The sequence below is a fragment of the Rhodanobacter aciditrophus genome (genome assembly GCF_042679525.1).
Classification (GTDB): domain Bacteria; phylum Pseudomonadota; class Gammaproteobacteria; order Pseudomonadales; family Marinomonadaceae; genus Marinomonas; species Marinomonas aciditrophus.
On sequence record NZ_JBHTMN010000012.1, the window covers coordinates 47,360 to 65,030 of the forward strand.

General features: G+C 45.6%; 19 protein-coding genes. 10 read left to right on the forward strand and 9 right to left on the reverse strand.

The genetic code is table 11. The features are described from left to right. The first annotated feature begins 5 nt into the window (after positions 1-5). The 3 genes from ACFQ45_RS11085 to ACFQ45_RS11095 are packed head-to-tail and all read left to right on the forward strand — an operon-like array spanning position 6 to position 5,883. Entirely contained in the window at positions 6-602 is a 597-nt protein-coding gene (locus ACFQ45_RS11085) for a Maf family protein (protein ID WP_377367648.1), read from the forward strand. Beyond that, positions 595-2,049: a ribonuclease G gene (gene rng, locus ACFQ45_RS11090; protein WP_377367650.1), complete on the forward strand. Its 1,455-nt coding sequence runs from the start codon at positions 595-597 to the stop codon at positions 2,047-2,049. The genes ACFQ45_RS11085 and rng overlap by 8 nt, the downstream gene beginning before the upstream one ends. A gap of 12 nt (positions 2,050-2,061) precedes the next feature. Continuing rightward, entirely contained in the window at positions 2,062-5,883 is a 3,822-nt protein-coding gene (locus ACFQ45_RS11095; protein WP_377367652.1) for a YhdP family protein, read from the forward strand. Between the two features lie 75 nt (positions 5,884-5,958). Here the strand turns inward: ACFQ45_RS11095 and yjgA are convergent, their stop codons facing one another. The 9 genes from yjgA to ACFQ45_RS11140 form a co-directional block, all read right to left on the reverse strand. Further along, entirely contained in the window at positions 5,959-6,489 is a 531-nt protein-coding gene (gene yjgA, locus ACFQ45_RS11100; protein ID WP_377367654.1) for a ribosome biogenesis factor YjgA, read from the reverse strand. A gap of 11 nt (positions 6,490-6,500) precedes the next feature. After that, the gene (mgtE, locus tag ACFQ45_RS11105; RefSeq protein WP_377367656.1) at positions 6,501-7,856 is read right to left on the reverse strand and encodes a magnesium transporter; all 1,356 of its coding nucleotides are present in this window, start codon (positions 7,854-7,856) and stop codon (positions 6,501-6,503) included. 8 nt (positions 7,857-7,864) lie between these two features. Next, positions 7,865-8,134, reverse strand: coding sequence for an HPr family phosphocarrier protein (locus tag ACFQ45_RS11110; protein WP_377367658.1), 270 nt, complete (start codon positions 8,132-8,134; stop codon positions 7,865-7,867). Between the two features lie 9 nt (positions 8,135-8,143). Next, the gene (locus tag ACFQ45_RS11115; protein ID WP_377367660.1) at positions 8,144-8,593 is read right to left on the reverse strand and encodes a PTS sugar transporter subunit IIA; all 450 of its coding nucleotides are present in this window, start codon (positions 8,591-8,593) and stop codon (positions 8,144-8,146) included. An 11-nt stretch (positions 8,594-8,604) separates the two neighbouring features. Next, a complete protein-coding gene (locus ACFQ45_RS11120) occupies positions 8,605-10,086 on the reverse strand; it encodes an RNA polymerase factor sigma-54 (RefSeq protein ID WP_377367662.1) in 1,482 nt (493 codons plus the stop codon). Between the two features lie 76 nt (positions 10,087-10,162). Then, the gene (gene lptB / locus ACFQ45_RS11125) at positions 10,163-10,882 is read right to left on the reverse strand and encodes an LPS export ABC transporter ATP-binding protein (protein ID WP_377367977.1); all 720 of its coding nucleotides are present in this window, start codon (positions 10,880-10,882) and stop codon (positions 10,163-10,165) included. A gap of 23 nt (positions 10,883-10,905) precedes the next feature. Then, complete coding sequence (gene lptA, locus ACFQ45_RS11130; protein ID WP_377367664.1) at positions 10,906-11,406, reverse strand: lipopolysaccharide transport periplasmic protein LptA; 501 nt, start codon at positions 11,404-11,406, stop codon at positions 10,906-10,908. Next, a complete protein-coding gene (lptC, locus tag ACFQ45_RS11135; protein WP_377367666.1) occupies positions 11,387-11,965 on the reverse strand; it encodes an LPS export ABC transporter periplasmic protein LptC in 579 nt (192 codons plus the stop codon). The genes lptA and lptC overlap by 20 nt, the downstream gene beginning before the upstream one ends. 13 nt (positions 11,966-11,978) lie before the next feature. Next, positions 11,979-12,926 carry a calcium/sodium antiporter gene (locus ACFQ45_RS11140; protein ID WP_377367668.1) on the reverse strand — a complete coding sequence of 316 codons (948 nt, stop codon included), beginning with the start codon at positions 12,924-12,926 and terminating at the stop codon, positions 11,979-11,981. Positions 12,927-13,099: 173 nt separating this feature from the next. On the opposite strand from ACFQ45_RS11140, the gene ACFQ45_RS11145 reads away from it, so the two are divergent. The 7 genes from ACFQ45_RS11145 (at position 13,100) to murA (ending at position 17,670) form a co-directional block, all read left to right on the forward strand. Next, complete coding sequence (locus ACFQ45_RS11145; protein WP_377367670.1) at positions 13,100-13,903, forward strand: ATP-binding cassette domain-containing protein; 804 nt, start codon at positions 13,100-13,102, stop codon at positions 13,901-13,903. Beyond that, positions 13,900-14,679, forward strand: coding sequence for a lipid asymmetry maintenance ABC transporter permease subunit MlaE (mlaE, locus tag ACFQ45_RS11150; RefSeq protein ID WP_377367672.1), 780 nt, complete (start codon positions 13,900-13,902; stop codon positions 14,677-14,679). The genes ACFQ45_RS11145 and mlaE overlap by 4 nt, the downstream gene beginning before the upstream one ends. A 1-nt stretch (position 14,680) precedes the next feature. Further along, positions 14,681-15,139: an outer membrane lipid asymmetry maintenance protein MlaD gene (mlaD, locus tag ACFQ45_RS11155; RefSeq protein WP_377367674.1), complete on the forward strand. Its 459-nt coding sequence runs from the start codon at positions 14,681-14,683 to the stop codon at positions 15,137-15,139. Then, complete coding sequence (locus ACFQ45_RS11160) at positions 15,139-15,768, forward strand: MlaC/ttg2D family ABC transporter substrate-binding protein (protein WP_377367676.1); 630 nt, start codon at positions 15,139-15,141, stop codon at positions 15,766-15,768. The genes mlaD and ACFQ45_RS11160 overlap by 1 nt, the downstream gene beginning before the upstream one ends. Position 15,769: 1 nt before the next feature. Beyond that, positions 15,770-16,042 (forward strand): STAS domain-containing protein, encoded by a 273-nt coding sequence (locus tag ACFQ45_RS11165; protein ID WP_377367678.1) that lies wholly within the window; start codon positions 15,770-15,772, stop codon positions 16,040-16,042. A 110-nt stretch (positions 16,043-16,152) separates the two neighbouring features. Then, complete coding sequence (locus ACFQ45_RS11170) at positions 16,153-16,386, forward strand: BolA family protein (protein WP_377367679.1); 234 nt, start codon at positions 16,153-16,155, stop codon at positions 16,384-16,386. 21 nt (positions 16,387-16,407) lie between these two features. Beyond that, a complete protein-coding gene (gene murA / locus ACFQ45_RS11175; protein ID WP_377367681.1) occupies positions 16,408-17,670 on the forward strand; it encodes a UDP-N-acetylglucosamine 1-carboxyvinyltransferase in 1,263 nt (420 codons plus the stop codon). Position 17,671: the final 1 nt, after the last annotated feature.

Below are 17,671 nucleotides of genomic sequence, written 5' to 3' on the forward strand. Positions count from 1 at the left end.
GATACATGATTGTCCTGGCATCAGCGTCTCCTCGTAGGCGAGATCTTTTAAGTCAATTGGTTAAATCCTTTGAGGTGATGCCTGCAGATATCGATGAAACGCCTTTTGAGCTAGAAACCCCTGAAGAATATGTTCTTCGTATGGCACGAGAAAAGGCAGAAGCGACGATTGAAAAGTCGTCGCTCGGTGTTCGTGATCTCATCATTGCTTCTGATACCAGTGTGGTGATTGGTGATACGATATTGGGTAAGCCAACGAGTCTTGATGATGCTAAACGAATGTTGCGTTCCTTGTCTGGGCAGACCCATAGTGTCATGACTTCCTTGTGTGTCTGCAACGGAGGGCTTAACCGCGTTGCGACTCGTAATGTGGTGACAGAGGTAACATTTCGAGAAATTTCTGATTTAGAGATTCAACAATATTGGAATACTGGAGAACCTCAAGATAAAGCGGGTGCCTACGCCATTCAGGGGATAGGCGGGATTTTTGTACAACATATTTCAGGTTCATTTTCCGCTGTGGTTGGCTTACCTTTATTTGAATTATCACAACTATTAAGTGAATTCGGCGTGAGTGCGCTGAAGGAGAATATTCATGAGTGAAGATGTACTGATTAATGTTACGCCCATGGAGATTCGCGTTGCGCTGGTAGAAAACGGCGTTTTGCAAGAAGTATATATTGAGCGTTCCAGCCGTAAAGGTATTGTTGGCAATATTTATCAAGGTCGCGTTGTGCGAGTGTTGCCGGGTATGCAGGCTGCATTTGTAGACATTGGTTTGGAGCGTGCGGCGTTTATCCATGTTTCTGAGGTGGCTGACCGTGATGCGGTAAATGCCAGTGATCAGATTGGTGATTATTTGCGTGAAGGCCAGTCTTTGGTCGTTCAGGTGACCAAAGACCCGATTAGTACAAAGGGTGCTCGTTTAACGACCCATTTATCTATTCCTTCTCGTTATTTGGTTTACATGCCGGATCAGTCCCATGTGGGCGTGAGTCAGCGGATTGAGAATGAAGAAGAGCGTGAACGATTAAAGTCTTTAGTCTCTAGTGCCCTAGAGGATCGCGACGAAACAAGTGGTTATATATTGCGTACCGCTGCGGAGCGCGCGGGCGAAGAAGAAATTTTGTCAGATATTAATTTCTTAACTCGCTTATGGCAGTCCGTTAAAAAACGCATTAGCTCTGCTAAGGCTCCTGCGGTTATTTATGAGGACTTACCACTTCATTTGCGCACTATGCGAGATTTAGTGAGTTTGACCACCGAGAAGATCCGCATCGATTCCAAAGAGAATTATGTGAAGCTGCGTGCCTTCGCAGAGGACTTTATCCCCGAACTCTTGCCACGTATTGAGTACTATCCAGGTGAGCGACCTATTTTCGACTTATACAGTGTTGAAGATGAGATCCAGCGGGCCTTGGATCGTAAGGTGCAATTAAAGTCTGGTGGTTATCTACTGATCGAGCAAACGGAATCTATGACCACCATAGATGTTAATACTGGGGCATTTGTTGGTAGTCGTAACTTAGAAGAAACCATTTACAAAACCAATCTTGAGGCTGCTACAGCGATTGGCCGCCAGTTGAGGCTACGTAATTTGGGTGGGATCATCATCATTGATTTCATCGATATGGAAGACGAAGAGCACAAGCGTCAAGTATTAAGAATGCTTGAGAAGGTGCTGGATTCTGACCATGCGAAAACTAAGATTACAGGTGTGTCTGAATTGGGCTTGGTAGAGATGACCCGTAAGCGCACACGGGAAAGTCTCGGTCAGATTTTGTGTGAGCCTTGCCGATCCTGTCGTGGTAGCGGTTTTGTGAAAACCCCTGAAACTGTGTGTTATGAAGTGTTTCGTGAAATTCTGCGTGCGGACCGTGCCTATGACTCCCAAACCTACACTGTGCTGGCATCAACGTCCGTTGTTGAGCGCTTCTTGGATGAGGAAAGTGCAGCGGTGGCAGAATTAGAGGCCTTTATTGGCAAAACCATCCGCTTCCAAGTGGATCCAGTCTATACGCAAGATCAGTATGACGTGGTGCTGAGATAATCGAGGGTGGTTATGTGGGTTATTAAACGAGCCTTAGGGCTCGCTTATTGGGTGCTTGTGATGGTTGCTGTCTTGTTGGCAACCATAGTGGTTGCGTCCAAATTCCTATTGCCCATGGTCGATAATTACCGCCCTCAGATTGAACGAAATCTGAGTCAGTTATCCGGTATGCCGGTTCATGTTGAAAACATCTCCGCCAAGCTCAATGGTATTAATATCATGCTTGCTGCAGCCAAAATTGACGTAGATACGCCACAGCAAAAGGCTGCATTGTCTGTGGAAGATCTTGAGTTTGAGCTGGATCTTCCAAGAACTCTTCTAACCTTATCTCCTCAGTTTAAGAATTTCGTTGTGTCAGGGGTCGATGTTGCCCTATACGAGGATGGCAACGGCAAGGTTTCTTTAGCTGGATTAGAGGTGTCATCTCAATCGTCCAATAATACGGATGTGGCGGTTTCTCGAGTTTTAAACTACGTCACTGAGCAACAGCAAATATCGGTACATGATGTTCAGTTGAGTCTTGCGAGCTCCCGTTTTGATGCTTTGCGTATTACCTTGCCGGATAGCTATTTGGTGAAGCAGCGCTCCAAAACCCTTCTTAGTTCAGATGTTTATGTCAATGATCAACACGCACCTATAAAAGTTCGGGTGGAAGTGGAGTCGGACATCACCAGCTTCCTAAAGAAATATGCCAATATTTATATTCAGGTGCCTGAGTTGTCTATGCCTACTGAGTGGCTTCAACTGAGCTTCCTGAAGAATACAAATTATTTGGATTTGTCTGGTGAGTTTTGGGCGACTTATCGTCCAGGTTCTGGTTTTGAAGTACAGAGTCAAGGGAGCCAATTTGGGCTCTCCTTTACAGATCAAAGCCGAGTAGATTTGGGGGCGGACTGGCGCCTGAAGACTAACGGTAATACCAGTGCTATCACTGTATCTCGGTTAGAGTGGTTGGATAACAATAAGGCATTTAAGTCTACTCAACTTAAAGGTGAGTGGGACCTTGAGGCAAAACGGGGTTTTGTTGCCTATGACTATTTGGATGCTCAAACAGTCAGTCAGTTGGCGCTCCAGTTTGTTCCTGAGGAATGGTATCTGTCTAGATTGCTTAATGGGCTAAATGCCCAAGGCTCTGCTCAAAACGGAATGGTGAGAGTTTGGAGCGCCAATGAAGCGATGCGTTACCAAGTTGGGACAAATCTTTATGATGCGAAAGTAGAGGGTTATAACGGTATCCCAGCAGTTGATAATGTGTCGGGGGTCTTCTCGTTAACGGATTCTGGTGGCGGTGTTGAGTTCTTGGCTGTTGATTCACAGCTGGCATTTCCGACTCTTTATGATTCGCCTTGGTCTATTGATAAAGCTTCTGGGGAAGTAGCATGGCGCAAGGTGCAAGATACGTTTGTTGTCAGTGGAGAGGGCTTGCAGGTCGATTACAAAGGGGCCGATCTTCGTGGCGAGTTCCGACTGGAGCAGCCCGAAGAAGGTGATGGTTGGCTTGCTTTAGATGTTAATGGTCGTAATTTAGATGTTTCGGATAAATTTACCTTCGTACCTCCAAATGCTTTGTCCGAAAGCTTGGTGGACTGGCTTGATACAAGTTTGAATGGCGGTAAAGCCCATAATGTCGATGTTTTGGTGAGGGCTGGTCTGTCGCCGGGTCAGAAGCCTCTGGTGCGCTTGAATGTTGATGCGCAAGTTGATGAGCTGCAATTCTCTCCTGATTGGCCTGCTGCCAAGAAGGTATCTGCAAATGTTTATTTGGGTCAATCTGAGGTGGATGTTCAGGTTGATAAAGCTTCCTTGGCTGATTTGCCAATTTCTGACCTGTCAATCAATGTGCCGCTCACAAGTAATGGTGCCTCTTGGCTTAATATAGCGGGAAGCCTTCAGAATGAGGCCAATCTTGTGCTTAATTCCCTGTCCCAAACCCCTTTAAAAGAACAGGTTCTGAGTCCTTTTGCTGAATGGGAGTTAGAGGGAGAAGTGGATGGGGCGTTCAGGGTTTATTTACCTTTGAGCGCCGAACTAGGTAATCCTGTCGTAGATTTGTTATTGAATTTTTCTCCGGGAAATCTCTATATCCCTGATATTAATTTGGCGGGCTCCTTGGAGTCTGGATTGCTGCATTTTAATAGTAGAACAGGCTTAAAAGACTCAGAGTTTCGAGTCAACACTTTAGGTGGGAGCAGCGAGATTGTGCTCACTTCTGAGCAGCCTGATGATGGTCGATTTGTAGTTAATGGCCAGGTTAATGGGCAGGTTGCATCTGCCGAATTGGCGGGTTGGCGGTCCCTGCCGGAGCCGATTGCCCGTCGCTTAACTGGCAAAACCGATTACGAAGCTGAGTTTCATATTAACAGATCCCAGTCGGGTCAAGTGGATGTTAAGGTGCTCACGGATCTGAAGGGCGTGTCAGCCGATTTGCCTAAGCCCTTTAGCAAAACGGCGCAGATGGCCTTGCCGTTTGAGTTAGATCTGAAAATCTATAAAGGAGAAATTCTTTTGGATTTCGATGCTGAGCAACTGCTGTATGGAAAGTTGCTGCTCGAATCAGGAGATATCAAAAGTGGTCATTTCTCTCTTTTCAAGCCACTACCAGAAGAGTCCACAATGCAGCCGGGGGTTGCATTTAATGGTCAGGTTGAGCGCTTTGAGTGGCAGGAATGGACGCCTTTGATTGAGGAGATCGTTCAAGGGAAAACTCAAGTATCTGCTCAAGAACAGAGCCAAAATACGCCTATTAGCTTAGAGGTGCCGGAGTGGATCCGAAGCCTTGATTTACTCATGGATGAGGTGCCGATCAATGAAGCTAACCAGCTGAATAATGTCAAACTTGTCTACTCAAGATATCAAGAAGGTTCTCCCCTGACGCTCACATCAGATGAGTTAAATTTGGTTTTGCGTGACGCAGCAACCACGCCATCCCTGCATATTGCCTACGCGAATTGGCGCACTGGGGAGAAGAAGGATCAACCCGAAGAAACGGAAGCCTCATTCTTAACGCCGTCAATGATTCCTACCATTAATCTGCGTCTAGATCAGCTGGTGATTGATAATCGGCCCTATGGTGACTGGCGAGCCAATGTGGTGAATCTTGGTGAGAATGTTCGCATAGATAATATCTCAACTGGCCTAAATGACGGTGAGTTTAAAGGCAATGTGTTTTGGCAGGGGGGTGAGAAGCCTAACGTGGAGATGGTGATCGATGCTTCGGGGTCTGATACTCGAGAGCTGACACGTAAATTTTCTCCAACGCCCTTTATTCAATCCAATTCCTATGACTTAGATGTGGTCTTGAGTTGGTCTGGTAGCATACTGGAGTTTGACCGTGAGAGTTTGAATGGTCGCATCAAGTTTCTTGTAGAGGACGGTACCTTCAATCAAGTGGATCAGTTACCTGCTTTTGTTCGGGTATTAGGTATTTTCAATGTGGATTCTTTATTGAAACGCCTAACATTTGATTTTTCAGACCTTTATGAAGAGGGGATGCCATTCGATGACTTCTCCAGTAGTTTGGTGATTCAAGACGGCATGTTGAACACCGATGAGCCTGTAAGGGTGATTTCGCCGACGGCTGAGGTGAGGCTGACTGGCAGTGCTAACTTGGTTGATGAGACTTTAGACGAGCGTTTAACGGCAACAATTCCAATCAGCAGTACTTTGCCTGTGGCGGGGTTGCTGCTGGCCACACCGCAAATTGCAGGGTTGCTATATATTACCGATAAGTTGATCGGCGATAAGATATCTCAAGTGACCAGTATTCAGTATGAAATTAAGGGGCCGTTTGCAAACCCTGAAGTCATCCCTGTGAAGTACAATCCACGAAGATAAGGGTTAGGTTTAAATTAAGAGAGTGAGGCGTTACATGGGAAACTGGACTCATAAGTAACGCCATTAAATTAGGGGCTAGGCTAGGCCTAGTTGAATGTCTTGTTGTTCCCGCAAGTATTTAAACAGCTTCTTTCGGTTGGTCGTGCCTTTATCTTGGCTGACTTCCTTTTGCGCCATGCGAACAAGGGATCGTAGGTGTTGGATATCAACCGATGGGTTCTGTTCGATATATTGATCCAGGGCAGATTTGCTGTTCTCACCGATCAGCATATCTCGTGTTGCTTCCAGTTGGTGAAAACGTTTGTTGCTGGCGGCCGAAGCGCTGTCAAACAGTTGTACGCGGTGTTCAATGGCTTCTGCATCTTCAGTCCGCATCACTTTTCCGATGTATTGAAGGTGGCGACGCTGAGCGCCCCATTGTTTGATGCGATCCGCTTCTGCTAAAGCATCTCTTAATGTATCAGACATGGGAACTTTCTTACGCTGTGCTGGGGTAAGTTTTACCAGCTTTGCGCCCAAATCCTGTAACGCTTCCATTTCCCGCTTAACTTGGGTTTTGCTTTTTATTTCTTCTTCGTTTTCGTCGTAGTGTTCAAAATCAGTCATTATGTATTCATCTAAATTAAATATAGAGTGGCTAGGCCAAGGAATGCTAAAAAGCCAACCACATCCGTAACGGTTGTGAGTATGACGCTCCCTGCCAACGCAGGGTCGATGCCAAGTTTTTTGAGGGCAATGGGGAGCAGGGTACCAGTTAAGGCTGCGAATAATAAGTTAATTATTATAGCGCCTGCAATGACATAAGCAATTTGCCAGTCACCAAACCAGACGACAGTGAGTGCAGCAATCACTGCAGCCCACAGCAAGCCATTGATCAAGCCAACAATAATCTCTCGGTTTAAAAGCCATCTAGCATTGCTGCCACCAATTTGGTTTAGGGCAATACCTCGAATTACTAGGGTGAGTACCTGGGAGCCAGCAATGCCTCCCATGCTGGCTACGATTGGCATTAATATGGCCAGGGCGACGACCTTGTCTAGGGTGTCTTGAAATAAGCCGATCACATAAGATGCGGTGAAGGCCGTTACTAGGTTAATCCCAAGCCATACCGCGCGACGTTTTGTGGTCTGCATGATGGGGGCAAAGGTATCCTCGTCATCATCAAGACCTGCCATAGAAAGCATAGAGTGCTCTGCTTCATCACGAATGACATCTACCACGTCATCGATGGTGATACGGCCAAGTAGTTTCTTGGAATCCGGGTCAAGGACGGGGGCCGACACTAGGTCCATTTTTTCAAACAGTTGAGCGACTTCGGCAGCGGATTGGTCGGCATAGATAACGTCACAATCTGTTTCCATGATGTCACGGACCTTGGCTTCAGGATCAGCAACCAGTAGTTTCGTTAGGGGTAAAATGCCTAAAAAGCGATCAGAACGACTGACCACCAAGAGGCTGTCGGTCATTTCTGGTAACTCGTTATGACGGCGTAAAAATCGAAATGCTATGTCGACGGTGATGTTCGGACGTATGGTGATGGTGTCCGTGTTCATCAGGCCGCCGGCTGAGTCCTCTGAATAGCTGAGGAGTGCTTCCATGCGTGCACGATTTTGTGCCGTCATGGAAGCCAGTACTTCTTTTACCAATGTTTCTGGTAGTTGTTGAAGTATGTCGGCTAAATCGTCGTTATCAAAGTGTTCAGAAACCGCTAGAAGTCGTTCTGTATCCATGGATTTCATAAACTGGATACTGATTTCTTCGGTTACATACTGGAGGACTTCACCTTGGTTTTTGTGGTCAATAAGCTCCCAAAGAAGTTTACGTTCTTTGGGGGGGCTGGATTCTAATAAGCGAGCAACATCCTGAGCGGGTAATGCGCCATTCAGAAGGTAGCGTATTTGCATGGTGGCGCCTGTCTCTAAAGAGTCAGATACGGCCTGCAAATGTTCAAGGGTGGTTTGCTCACTGCTCATAGTTGCTGTTATTCGCCTTCATCAAAGCGGTTATTAATAAGCTCTATGATGGCTGCCATGGCAGCTTCTTCGTCTGAACCATTAACTTTTACCTTGATGGTGGTGCCTTTTGCTGCAGCTAGCATCATCATTGCCATAATGCTTTTGCCATCCACGTTTCGGCCTTCTTTCTCAATGGTTACGTCAGACGAAAATTGCGAAGTGGTCTCAACTAGTTTGCCTGCTGCTCGAGCATGCAGACCAAGCTTATTAATTATCTCTATAGATTGCTCTAGCATGCTGTGTCCTTACGTTAATGGTTCGAATGCGTTCTGCAGGTCACCATTATTAGTTTGAGCGCGGAGAGTGTCCAGTTTCTCGCTTGATTGAGCCAACTCAGCAATCTGTGCCAAGGTCGCTAGATGGTCATCACATTGGTGTGGCGGCACAATTAAAGCAAAGATTAAGTCAACGGGCTTGCGATCAATGGAATCAAAGTCAATGGGGGTATCCAAAGACATTAATACTATGGTGGCATGGCTGGCTTGTTCTAGGCGGCAATGGGGGATGGCGATGCCATTTCCGATGCCTGTGCTTCCAAGTTTCTCTCGGCCGAGTAATGCATCGTACACTTCTTCAGCATTACAGTGTAAGCGTGAGCTGATGGCTTCTGATATTTGCTCAAGAAGGCGCTTTTTGCTTGTGGTGCTTTCTTTCGCAAAGACTAATTCTGGCTTCACTAAGTTTTTGACGGACATGTTAAAAACCTTTAAATGAGACGTTTACGTTCGTTAGATGGTGGAATATTCATCGCTTCGCGGTATTTCGCAACAGTTCTTCGGGCAACTTGGATACCTTGGTCAGCTAAAATAGTTGCGAGTTTGTTGTCGCTAAGCGGTTTTTTGGCTGGTTCATCTGCAACCAGCTTCTTAATCATGGCCCGTATGGCTGTTGACGAGCACTCGCCACCGGATGCTGTGTTCACATGGCTTGAGAAAAAGTATTTCAGCTCAAATATGCCTCGGGGTGTATGCATGTACTTTTGTGTCGTCACTCGAGATATGGTTGACTCGTGCATTCCTACTTCTTCTGCGACATCATGCAACACCATAGGTTTCATGGCTTCCTCACCAATTTCGAAGAATTCCACTTGGCGAGAGACGATGCAGCTGGCAACTTTCAGTAAGGTCTCGTTACGGCTTTGCAGGCTTTTTAAAAACCACTTGGCTTCTTGTAAAGAGTTACGGATATAAGACACATCATCATTGGACTTCGATGTGGCTAGCATTGCAGAGTAAGTTTCATTAATTTTTACGGGCGGTAGGGCATCATTGTTAAGTTCAACCTGCCATACACCCTTATGCTTTTTAACACTTACGTCCGGGATTACGTAGTCAGTATCACTGGTATCAACGAGGGATCCAGGGCGTGGGTTAAGCTGTTGGATTAAACCGATGACTTCTTTTAAGGCGTCTTCTTTGAGCTTGGTTTTGCGTGTTAGTTGAGTGTAGTCTCTGTTGCCTAACAGTCCAAGGTGTTGATCCACAACTAGATGGGTGCTGCGATAGAGAGGATGATCTTTGTAAGCTTCCAATTGTACTAATAGACATTCCCGTAAATCTTGAGAACACACGCCCACGGGGTCAAAGCGTTGCAACCGGTGTTGAACGGCTTCTACTTCATCGAATTCTAAATCTTCCAGTTCCTTTGTTAGTCCTGTGAAAATTTCTTCAAGGGTCGCTGAAAGGTAGCCGTCTGGCTGTACGCTGTCTATGATGGCGTAAGCGATCTCAATATCCTTATCGGACATGTGAGTCAGATTGAGTTGCCAGATTAGGTGGTCTTGAATGTCTTCTGATAGTGCATTTCGACTGTCTAGATCTTGTTCGCCCTCGAAGGCTGGGCTGTCAGACGCCGCTGCTGAGTTCTGGTAGGTGTCATCCCAGTTACTATCAATGGAAAGTTCATTTGGGATGCTTTCCGTCCATTCTGACTCGACACGGGAGTCCTCTGAAGACTCTTGGTTGGAGTCAATGTTCTCTACTGTCGAAGCCGCTTCGGCAACTTTTGCCTCAGCGTCATGGTTGAAGTTTTCTTCCTCGTCTAACTCTAGTAAAGGATTGGACTCCAAGAAGTCATGTATTTCTTGTTGTAGGTCGAGCGTTGACAGCTGCAGCAATTTGATTGCTTGCTGTAGCTGAGGTGTCATTGTTAACTGCTGACCGATTTTAAGTTGCAAAGACTGCTTCATAGCGCAACTCTTTTAAAATTAGAATTTTGGAATGAGTTATGCATACTACTCCCTTTTGATGGGAAAAATAAGGGGCTTACAGGCGGAAGTCGTCGCCCAGATAAATTTTCTTGACTTGCTCATTGTTTATTATGGTCTCAGCGGAGCCAGAGGCAATAATATGCCCATTGCCTACAATGTATGCTTTGTCACAGATATCTAGGGTCTCTCGCACATTGTGGTCTGTAATAAGTACGCCGATACCGCTATTTTGCAAGTGGCGGATGATTTGCTTGATGTCACCTACTGAAATAGGGTCGACGCCAGCAAAGGGTTCGTCAAGCAGGATAAACTTAGGGTTCATGGCCAATGCTCGAGCGATCTCAACTCGGCGTCGTTCGCCACCTGATAACGCCATACCTAAATTTTTACGGATGTGCGTGACATGAAACTCTTCTAGTAAGCTTTCTAGCTTTTCTTTACGCTCAGCTTTCGATAGCTCCTTGCGCGTCTCTAAGATAGCAGAGATATTATCTTCTACGCTCATCTTTCGAAATATTGAAGCCTCTTGAGGCAAATAGCCGACCCCTTTTTGAGCGCGAGTATGCATGGCATCTTGGGTGATGTCTTCCCCATCAATATATATGCCCCCTTGGTCGTTGGTGACCATGCCGACAATCATGTAAAAACAAGTGGTCTTTCCTGCACCATTTGGCCCCAGTAGGCCCACGGCTTGCCCCGTGCTCACGTCAAGAGAAACGTCTTTTACTACTTGTCTTTTCTTGTAGCTTTTTGCGAGGTGCTTCGCTTCTAAAATAGCCATGCTGTTTATCCTTGATGCTACTGCTCGGTGGCTGGCTGTAGGGTCATGTTTACGCGGCCTGAACCACGATTCTCGGCGTTAAAAACATCGGTCTCCATGTAGTAATGTATGTAATCCGCCGCGATTTCGTTGTCACCACGTTTTAGGAAGCCGTTTTTATGAATTTCTAGCTCACCCGCTGAGGTGTCGTAATCAAGAGTGTTTCCTGTTGCTTTAAGCAGTGTGCCAGCTTCATCAAGTACTTGTGAGAATTCCGATGGAGTTCCTGTTGCATGGAGAGACTGAAAAGCACTCGTGGCAGTGTTGGTATTTATGATTAAGCTTTCAGCCACGATCCGAATGCTGCCTTGGGTTGCGATAACATTACCCTTATAGGTTGCAACGCCACTTTTTTGATCAAAGGTGGCCTTGTCTGCCTCTACGCTGATCGGTTGAGATTGATCATCAGGTAGTGCATAGGCAGGCACTGAAAGTATTATGGCAAGGGTTGAAATTAGCTTAATTTTTTTCTGGTTCATAAGTACCTACTACACCGCCATCGAGGGACGTTGTTTCTTCTTTTAGGTTGTGAATGATGATGTCAGAAGATGTATTTATCTGAGCGCTACTGAGTTTTGCTTGTGCTTTACCTGTGATCAGCTGGCTTGAATCATCATAAGTAATCGTTTGTGCTTCAATTTTAACATTTTTATTGTCAGAACTGGTACGAACAACAGAAGCATCTCCATTGAGCGTGAAATTTTTCGAAGAGTCATTAATGGCACCATTCTCAGCTTGTGCAATAGTGGTTGCCCCTGGCTCGGTGCGTGTGATCACTGGTCGAATCAGCAAGGTTTCTTTAGAAGCGTTGTAGTGATTAGCTGTATTCGCTGCAACTTCTTCAACTAGGTTGCCATTTACGGCATACGTTTTGGTGGTCACGTTTTCTAAAAAGTAATCGGGAGAGCTGACTAGCTTTTGCTCCTCAATTAGATATAAAGAAGGTTTATTGCCGAGTATGAAAATCAAAACGAATACAATGAGTATGCAGGCAACACCTATTAAGCGTTTGCGTTCTAGTATGTATTTGATGGCCACATTTACTTCCAGATTAAACTAATGAATACATGTAGGTGCCGTATGCGCCCAGTAAAGGGAATGCCATCCACTTGGGGATACTGCGGCCGTGATGTTTGTTAAACACGAACACCGATAATGCAAAAATGACAGACAGTCCGAACATCCACCAATAATCCCGACTCATGATGCTGTTTTCAAGTGCTCCAGGCGCTAATAAGGCAGGTAATGGTAAAACGGTAGCTAGGTTAAAAATATTGGAGCCTAATATGTTGCCGATGGCGATATCGTGATGGCCTTTTTTTACGCTGGTTATTGATGCAGCGAGTTCAGGCAGGCTAGTACCAATCGCTACAATGGTTAAGCCAATGATTAAATCTGATACTCCAAGAGATGTCGCAATCCCAATTGCTCCCCATACCAGAAGTTTTGAGCTGGCGATCAGTACGATTAAGCCAACTAGGGCGATAGCAAGGGATTTGATGACAGGACTGCCGTCGTCTTCCGGTAGATCGCCAGTCAACTCATCTTCTATGTCTTTAGAGCCTTTCAACAAGAAAAATAAGGTGATAGCAAAACCAGCGACAAGCAAGGTTCCGTCCAAAATGTCTAGTGCGCCATCATACATCAATACCCCAGCAAGAACTGTAATTCCTAAAAACAGCGGAATTTCCTTTTTTGTCAGGCTGCTATTAATAGGTATTGCTGCAAGTAATAAAGTTGCCCCAAAAACTAATCCGATGTTGGCAACGTTAGAGCCGATAACATTACCAATGGCAATGCCTGGTGCATTATCGATAGCCGCTATAGCGGAAACCACCATTTCAGGAGCGGAAGTGCCTAGAGCTACGAGTGTTACGCCAATAATTATGGGGCTTACGTTGAGTTTTTCGGCGACCAGTGCAGCATGCTCAATAAATTTGTCTGAGCTCATGACTAGCAGTACTAAGCCAACAACGAGAGCGATGGAAAACAATAACATGTATAAGGTACTCAAATAGGCAATGAATGTGTTTGATATGTATTAATGCGGACATTTAATGAAGTTTGAAAGAGTATTTCAAGACTTGTATTTCCCGCGCTGAAAGTGTTGGCATTCCTTTTCCGAAGGTCCAATGCTAGTATCCCGAACTATCATAGGGCAGGGAGTACAACGTGGACGCCTACATTAAAATACGAGATTTGACTTTTCATCGTGGGGAAAGGGTCATATATGAAGGGATTTCACTCGATATACCTAGAGGCAAAATTACGGCGGTAATGGGCCCTAGCGGAACAGGTAAAACGACCTTACTGAGATTGATTGGCGGCCAGTTAAAAGCTGATCAAGGTACTATCGAGGTAGATGGTATTGAAGTTGGGAGCGCTGGACGCTCAAAGCTTTTTGAGGTTCGTAAAACAATGGGAATGCTGTTTCAAAGCGGAGCCCTTTTTAGCGATATGACGGTGTTCGAGAATGTGGCTTTACCGCTTCAAGAGCATACGGATTTTGATGAGCAAATGATCCGAGATATTGTGCTGATGAAACTCCATAGCGTGGGCTTAAGAGGTGCTGCGGACATGATGCCTTCAGAGCTTTCCGGAGGCATGGCACGAAGAGCGGCATTGGCCCGAGCTATTGTCTTGGACCCTGCATTGGTTATGTATGATGAGCCATTTGCTGGTCAGGACCCCATTTCAAAAGGGGTTTTAGTCGGTTTGATTAAGCGATTAAACAACGCGGCCAAGATTACCTCTGTGCTTGTTTCTCATGATGTGGAAGAGTCTTTGAGTATCGCAGATCATGTTTGTATTGTTTCCGGTGGAAGGGTGATTATGCAGGGGCCTCCGGATCAAGTTCGTCAGTCTGACAACGATCAGGTAGTGCAATTCCTTCAAGGTTTGGCTGATGGGTCAGTTCCTTTTCATTATCCTGCCAGTGATTATCAATCTGAACTTCTTGCGGAGGTTCAACCATGATTGCCAAAAGCGTTGCCATGAGGATTGTTGCTTTTGTTGAATCCTTTGGCTTGGCGGGGATTTTTCTGGCCCAATCCTTATTTAGATTGCCGGTGCGCTTTGATGAGGCGTGCCGCCTCTATGTTCGACAAGTCTACTCTGTCGGCTTTTTGTCTCTGATTATTATTGTTGTTTCTGGAGCTTTTATTGGGATGGTGCTTGCCCTGCAAGGGTTTAGTATCTTAGCTCGTTATGGCTCAGAGTCAGCAGTGGGTCAACTCTTGGCGCTTACCTTGTTAAGGGAACTGGGGCCTGTGGTGACGGGGTTGCTGTTTGCTGGCCGGGCTGGTTCTGCGCTTACTGCTGAGATTGGTTTAATGAAGGCCACTGAGCAGCTTTCTAGTTATGAGATGATGGGGATAGATCCACTTCGCCGAGTTATTGCGCCGCGATTCTTAGCGGGTATTACCTGTATGCCACTGTTGAGCGTGATTTTCTCGGCAGTGGGTATTTGGAGTGGGATGTTAGTGTCGGTTCATTGGCTGGGTGTGCATGATGGTTCTTTTTGGTCCTTGATGCAGCAGTCCGTGTATTTTGATCGAGATATCTTTAATGGCGTGATTAAGTCATTTGTCTTTGCATTTGCAGTGGTTTGGATTGCTGTTTATCAAGGTTACGTTTGTCACCCTACGTCAGAAGGAATTGGTCAAGCAACCACTCGTACCGTAGTGCTTGGGTCACTTGCTATTTTAGGGTTAGATTTTCTGTTAACTGCAGCCATGTTTGGGGATTTTTAAGATGAAGGATAAGCAGGCAGGAGTGTTAGTCGGCATTTTTATGTTGTTAGGCGTGTCGGCGTTTATTTATTTGGCTATTCAGGTGAGTGGATTGGCCTTTAATGATCGAAGCAATGGTTACACTGTAGTGGCCAGGTTTGATGATGTGGGTGGGCTCACGGAACGCTCTAAGGTTACGATAGCGGGTGTCACTGTCGGAGAAGTGCGCCGTATTGAATACGACAAAGAATACTATATGGGCAAAGTTGTTATGAATATTTACCCAAATGTAGACAATATACCCGTGGATAGCTCCATTGCTATTTTGACCAGTGGTTTAATTGGCGAGAAATATCTGGGTATTTCTATTGGTGCTGAAGATGAGGTGCTAACTGAAGGGGCTGAAATCTATGACACCCAATCTGCCCTTGTGTTAGAAAATCTAATTGGACAATTTCTATTTAACTCAGGAGATAAATAATGCGTAAAATCATTCTGGGGTTTTTGGGAGCGATGCTATTTTCCCTTGGTTCTGCCAATGCTGCGATTAATCCAGAAGGGGCTCGTACGACTGTTTTGGCGGTTGTTGAAGACTTTAAAACTAAGGTAGTTGCCAATAGGGATGAGTTAGAGAGTAATCCACAACAGCTAAATAATGTCATGAAAGACATCTTAGCGCCTGTGGTGGATTTCGATGATTTGGCTAAAAATGTAATGGGCAAATATTACCGTCGTGCTTCGGATGAGCAAATTGCTCGTTTTGCAAAGGTTACTGAGCGTACTTTGCTAAATACTTATAGTGCTGCCGTGATCGACTTCGACCCAAGTAAAATTGATGTGTTGCCGTTGGCTCAGCAAAAGCCAGGTCGAGAAGTGCGTGTGGATGCAGCGTTTACGCTGAACAGTGGCAGTCCTATTAATATTGCATTTTATATGGAGCCTACTGATGAGGCAGGTAGTGGCTGGCTACTAAGTAATGTTGTTATCAATAACATCAACTTTGGTCTCACCTTCCGTAAGCAGTTTGGATTAATGGTTCAGCAAAACGGAAATGATCTAGATAAAGCCATTGTTGCATGGCAAAAGTCTCTGGCATCTGAGGCTGAATGATATGCGTCTTTCATCATCTAAGGAAGGATTCAAGCTAGAAGGGGCTTATTCATTAGACAACTTATTGAAAATAAAGTCTGAGCTTTCTCACTATGGATTCGAAGGAAATGTGCGGGTTGACTTGTCTGAATTGAAATCGATCAACGCTCCCATATTGTCTTTGCTTTTGGAAATGAGGCGCCATACGGACAGTATAGTCTTGTATGGTGGCTCAGAGGATTTTTATGACATGTTGCGGTTGTACGGGCTAGAGGCAATATTTGAGATTGAATAGATTTCGTAAGCAGGAGGAAACTCCTGTTTTTGCGTTTTAAAAGGTGCCAAAACCCCTCCCGTGTGAGGTACAATACTTCTATGAGTCACTAATTTATATTGGGAGTTTTTGTGAACGCCTCCGAAGTTAAAGAGTTATTAGAGTCCAAAATCGAAGGTAGCCAAGTCATCGCTGAGGGCGAAGGCTGTAATTTTAAAATCACCGTTGTTGCTGATGCATTTGAAGGCTTAAACACAGTCAAGCGTCAGCAACTCATTTACTCTCACCTCCAAGATGCCATTTCAACTGGTGCCATCCATGCGGTAACGATGAAGACGTTAACGCCAGCACAGTTCGACAGCTAATAAAATCATAGAGAGAATTTAATGGATAAACTGCTTATTACTGGTGGCACGCCTCTAAATGGCGTTGTACGAGCATCAGGAGCGAAAAACGCAGCATTGCCTATTTTGGCGGCCACCTTGCTGACGAAAGACTTGATTACCATCAAAAATCTACCCCATCTACACGATATAACCACCATGCTTGAGCTATTGGGCTCCATGGGATGTGGCGTCGTAGTGGACGAGCGGATGAATGTTGAGTTGGATGTTTCCACTCTTGATAACTGTGAAGCGCCATACGAGCTAGTTAAAACCATGCGTGCTTCCATCCTTGTATTGGGGCCGTTAGTTGCTCATTTTGGTAAGGCGATTGTTTCGTTACCGGGTGGCTGTGCTATCGGTAGTCGTCCAGTGGATTTGCACCTTCGCGGCCTTGAAGCGATGGGGGCCAACATAGAAGTAGAGAATGGCAACATCGTGGCAACCGTGGACGGTCGCTTGAAAGGTGCGCGTATTTTCTTTGATAAGGTAACGGTAACTGGCACGGAAAACTTGCTAATGGCCGCTACTTTAGCGGAAGGTAAAACCATTCTTGAGAATGCTGCCCGTGAGCCGGAAGTGGTCGATCTAGCAGAGTGTCTTAATGCAATGGGCGCTAAGATTACCGGTCATGGTACAGATACCATTACCATTGAAGGGGTGGAAAGGCTGTCTGGAACGACTTACTCCGTAATGCCTGATCGTATCGAGACGGGGACATTCTTAGTGGCGGCTGCGATTACGGGTGGTAAGGTCAAGGTCATCGATACGGATGTTGAGAGCCTCGAAGCCGTATTGGCTAAGTTAGAAGAAGCGGGTGCGACTGTTACCACAGGGGAAGATTGGATTGAGCTTGATATGCAAGGTCGTCGCCCTAAAGCAGTGAATATCTCAACGGCACCATACCCAGCATTCCCTACGGATATGCAGGCACAGTTTGTTGCGCTAAATGCTGTGGCAGATGGCGTAGGCAGTGTTATTGAAAATATTTTTGAAAACCGTTTTATGCACGTAAATGAAATGGTGCGCATGGGGGCTGATATCGAAGTTAGCGGCAACACTGCTATTGTTCGAGGAAAAGACTCTCTAACGGGGGCCCCTGTTATGGCAACCGATTTACGTGCCTCTGCGTCCTTGGTGTTGTCGGCACTGGTGGCAAGCGGTGACACTAAGATTGATCGCATTTACCACATTGACCGTGGCTATGAATGTATTGAAGAAAAATTAGGCGCTTTGGGCGCTAAAATTTCAAGGGTTCTAAATTAAC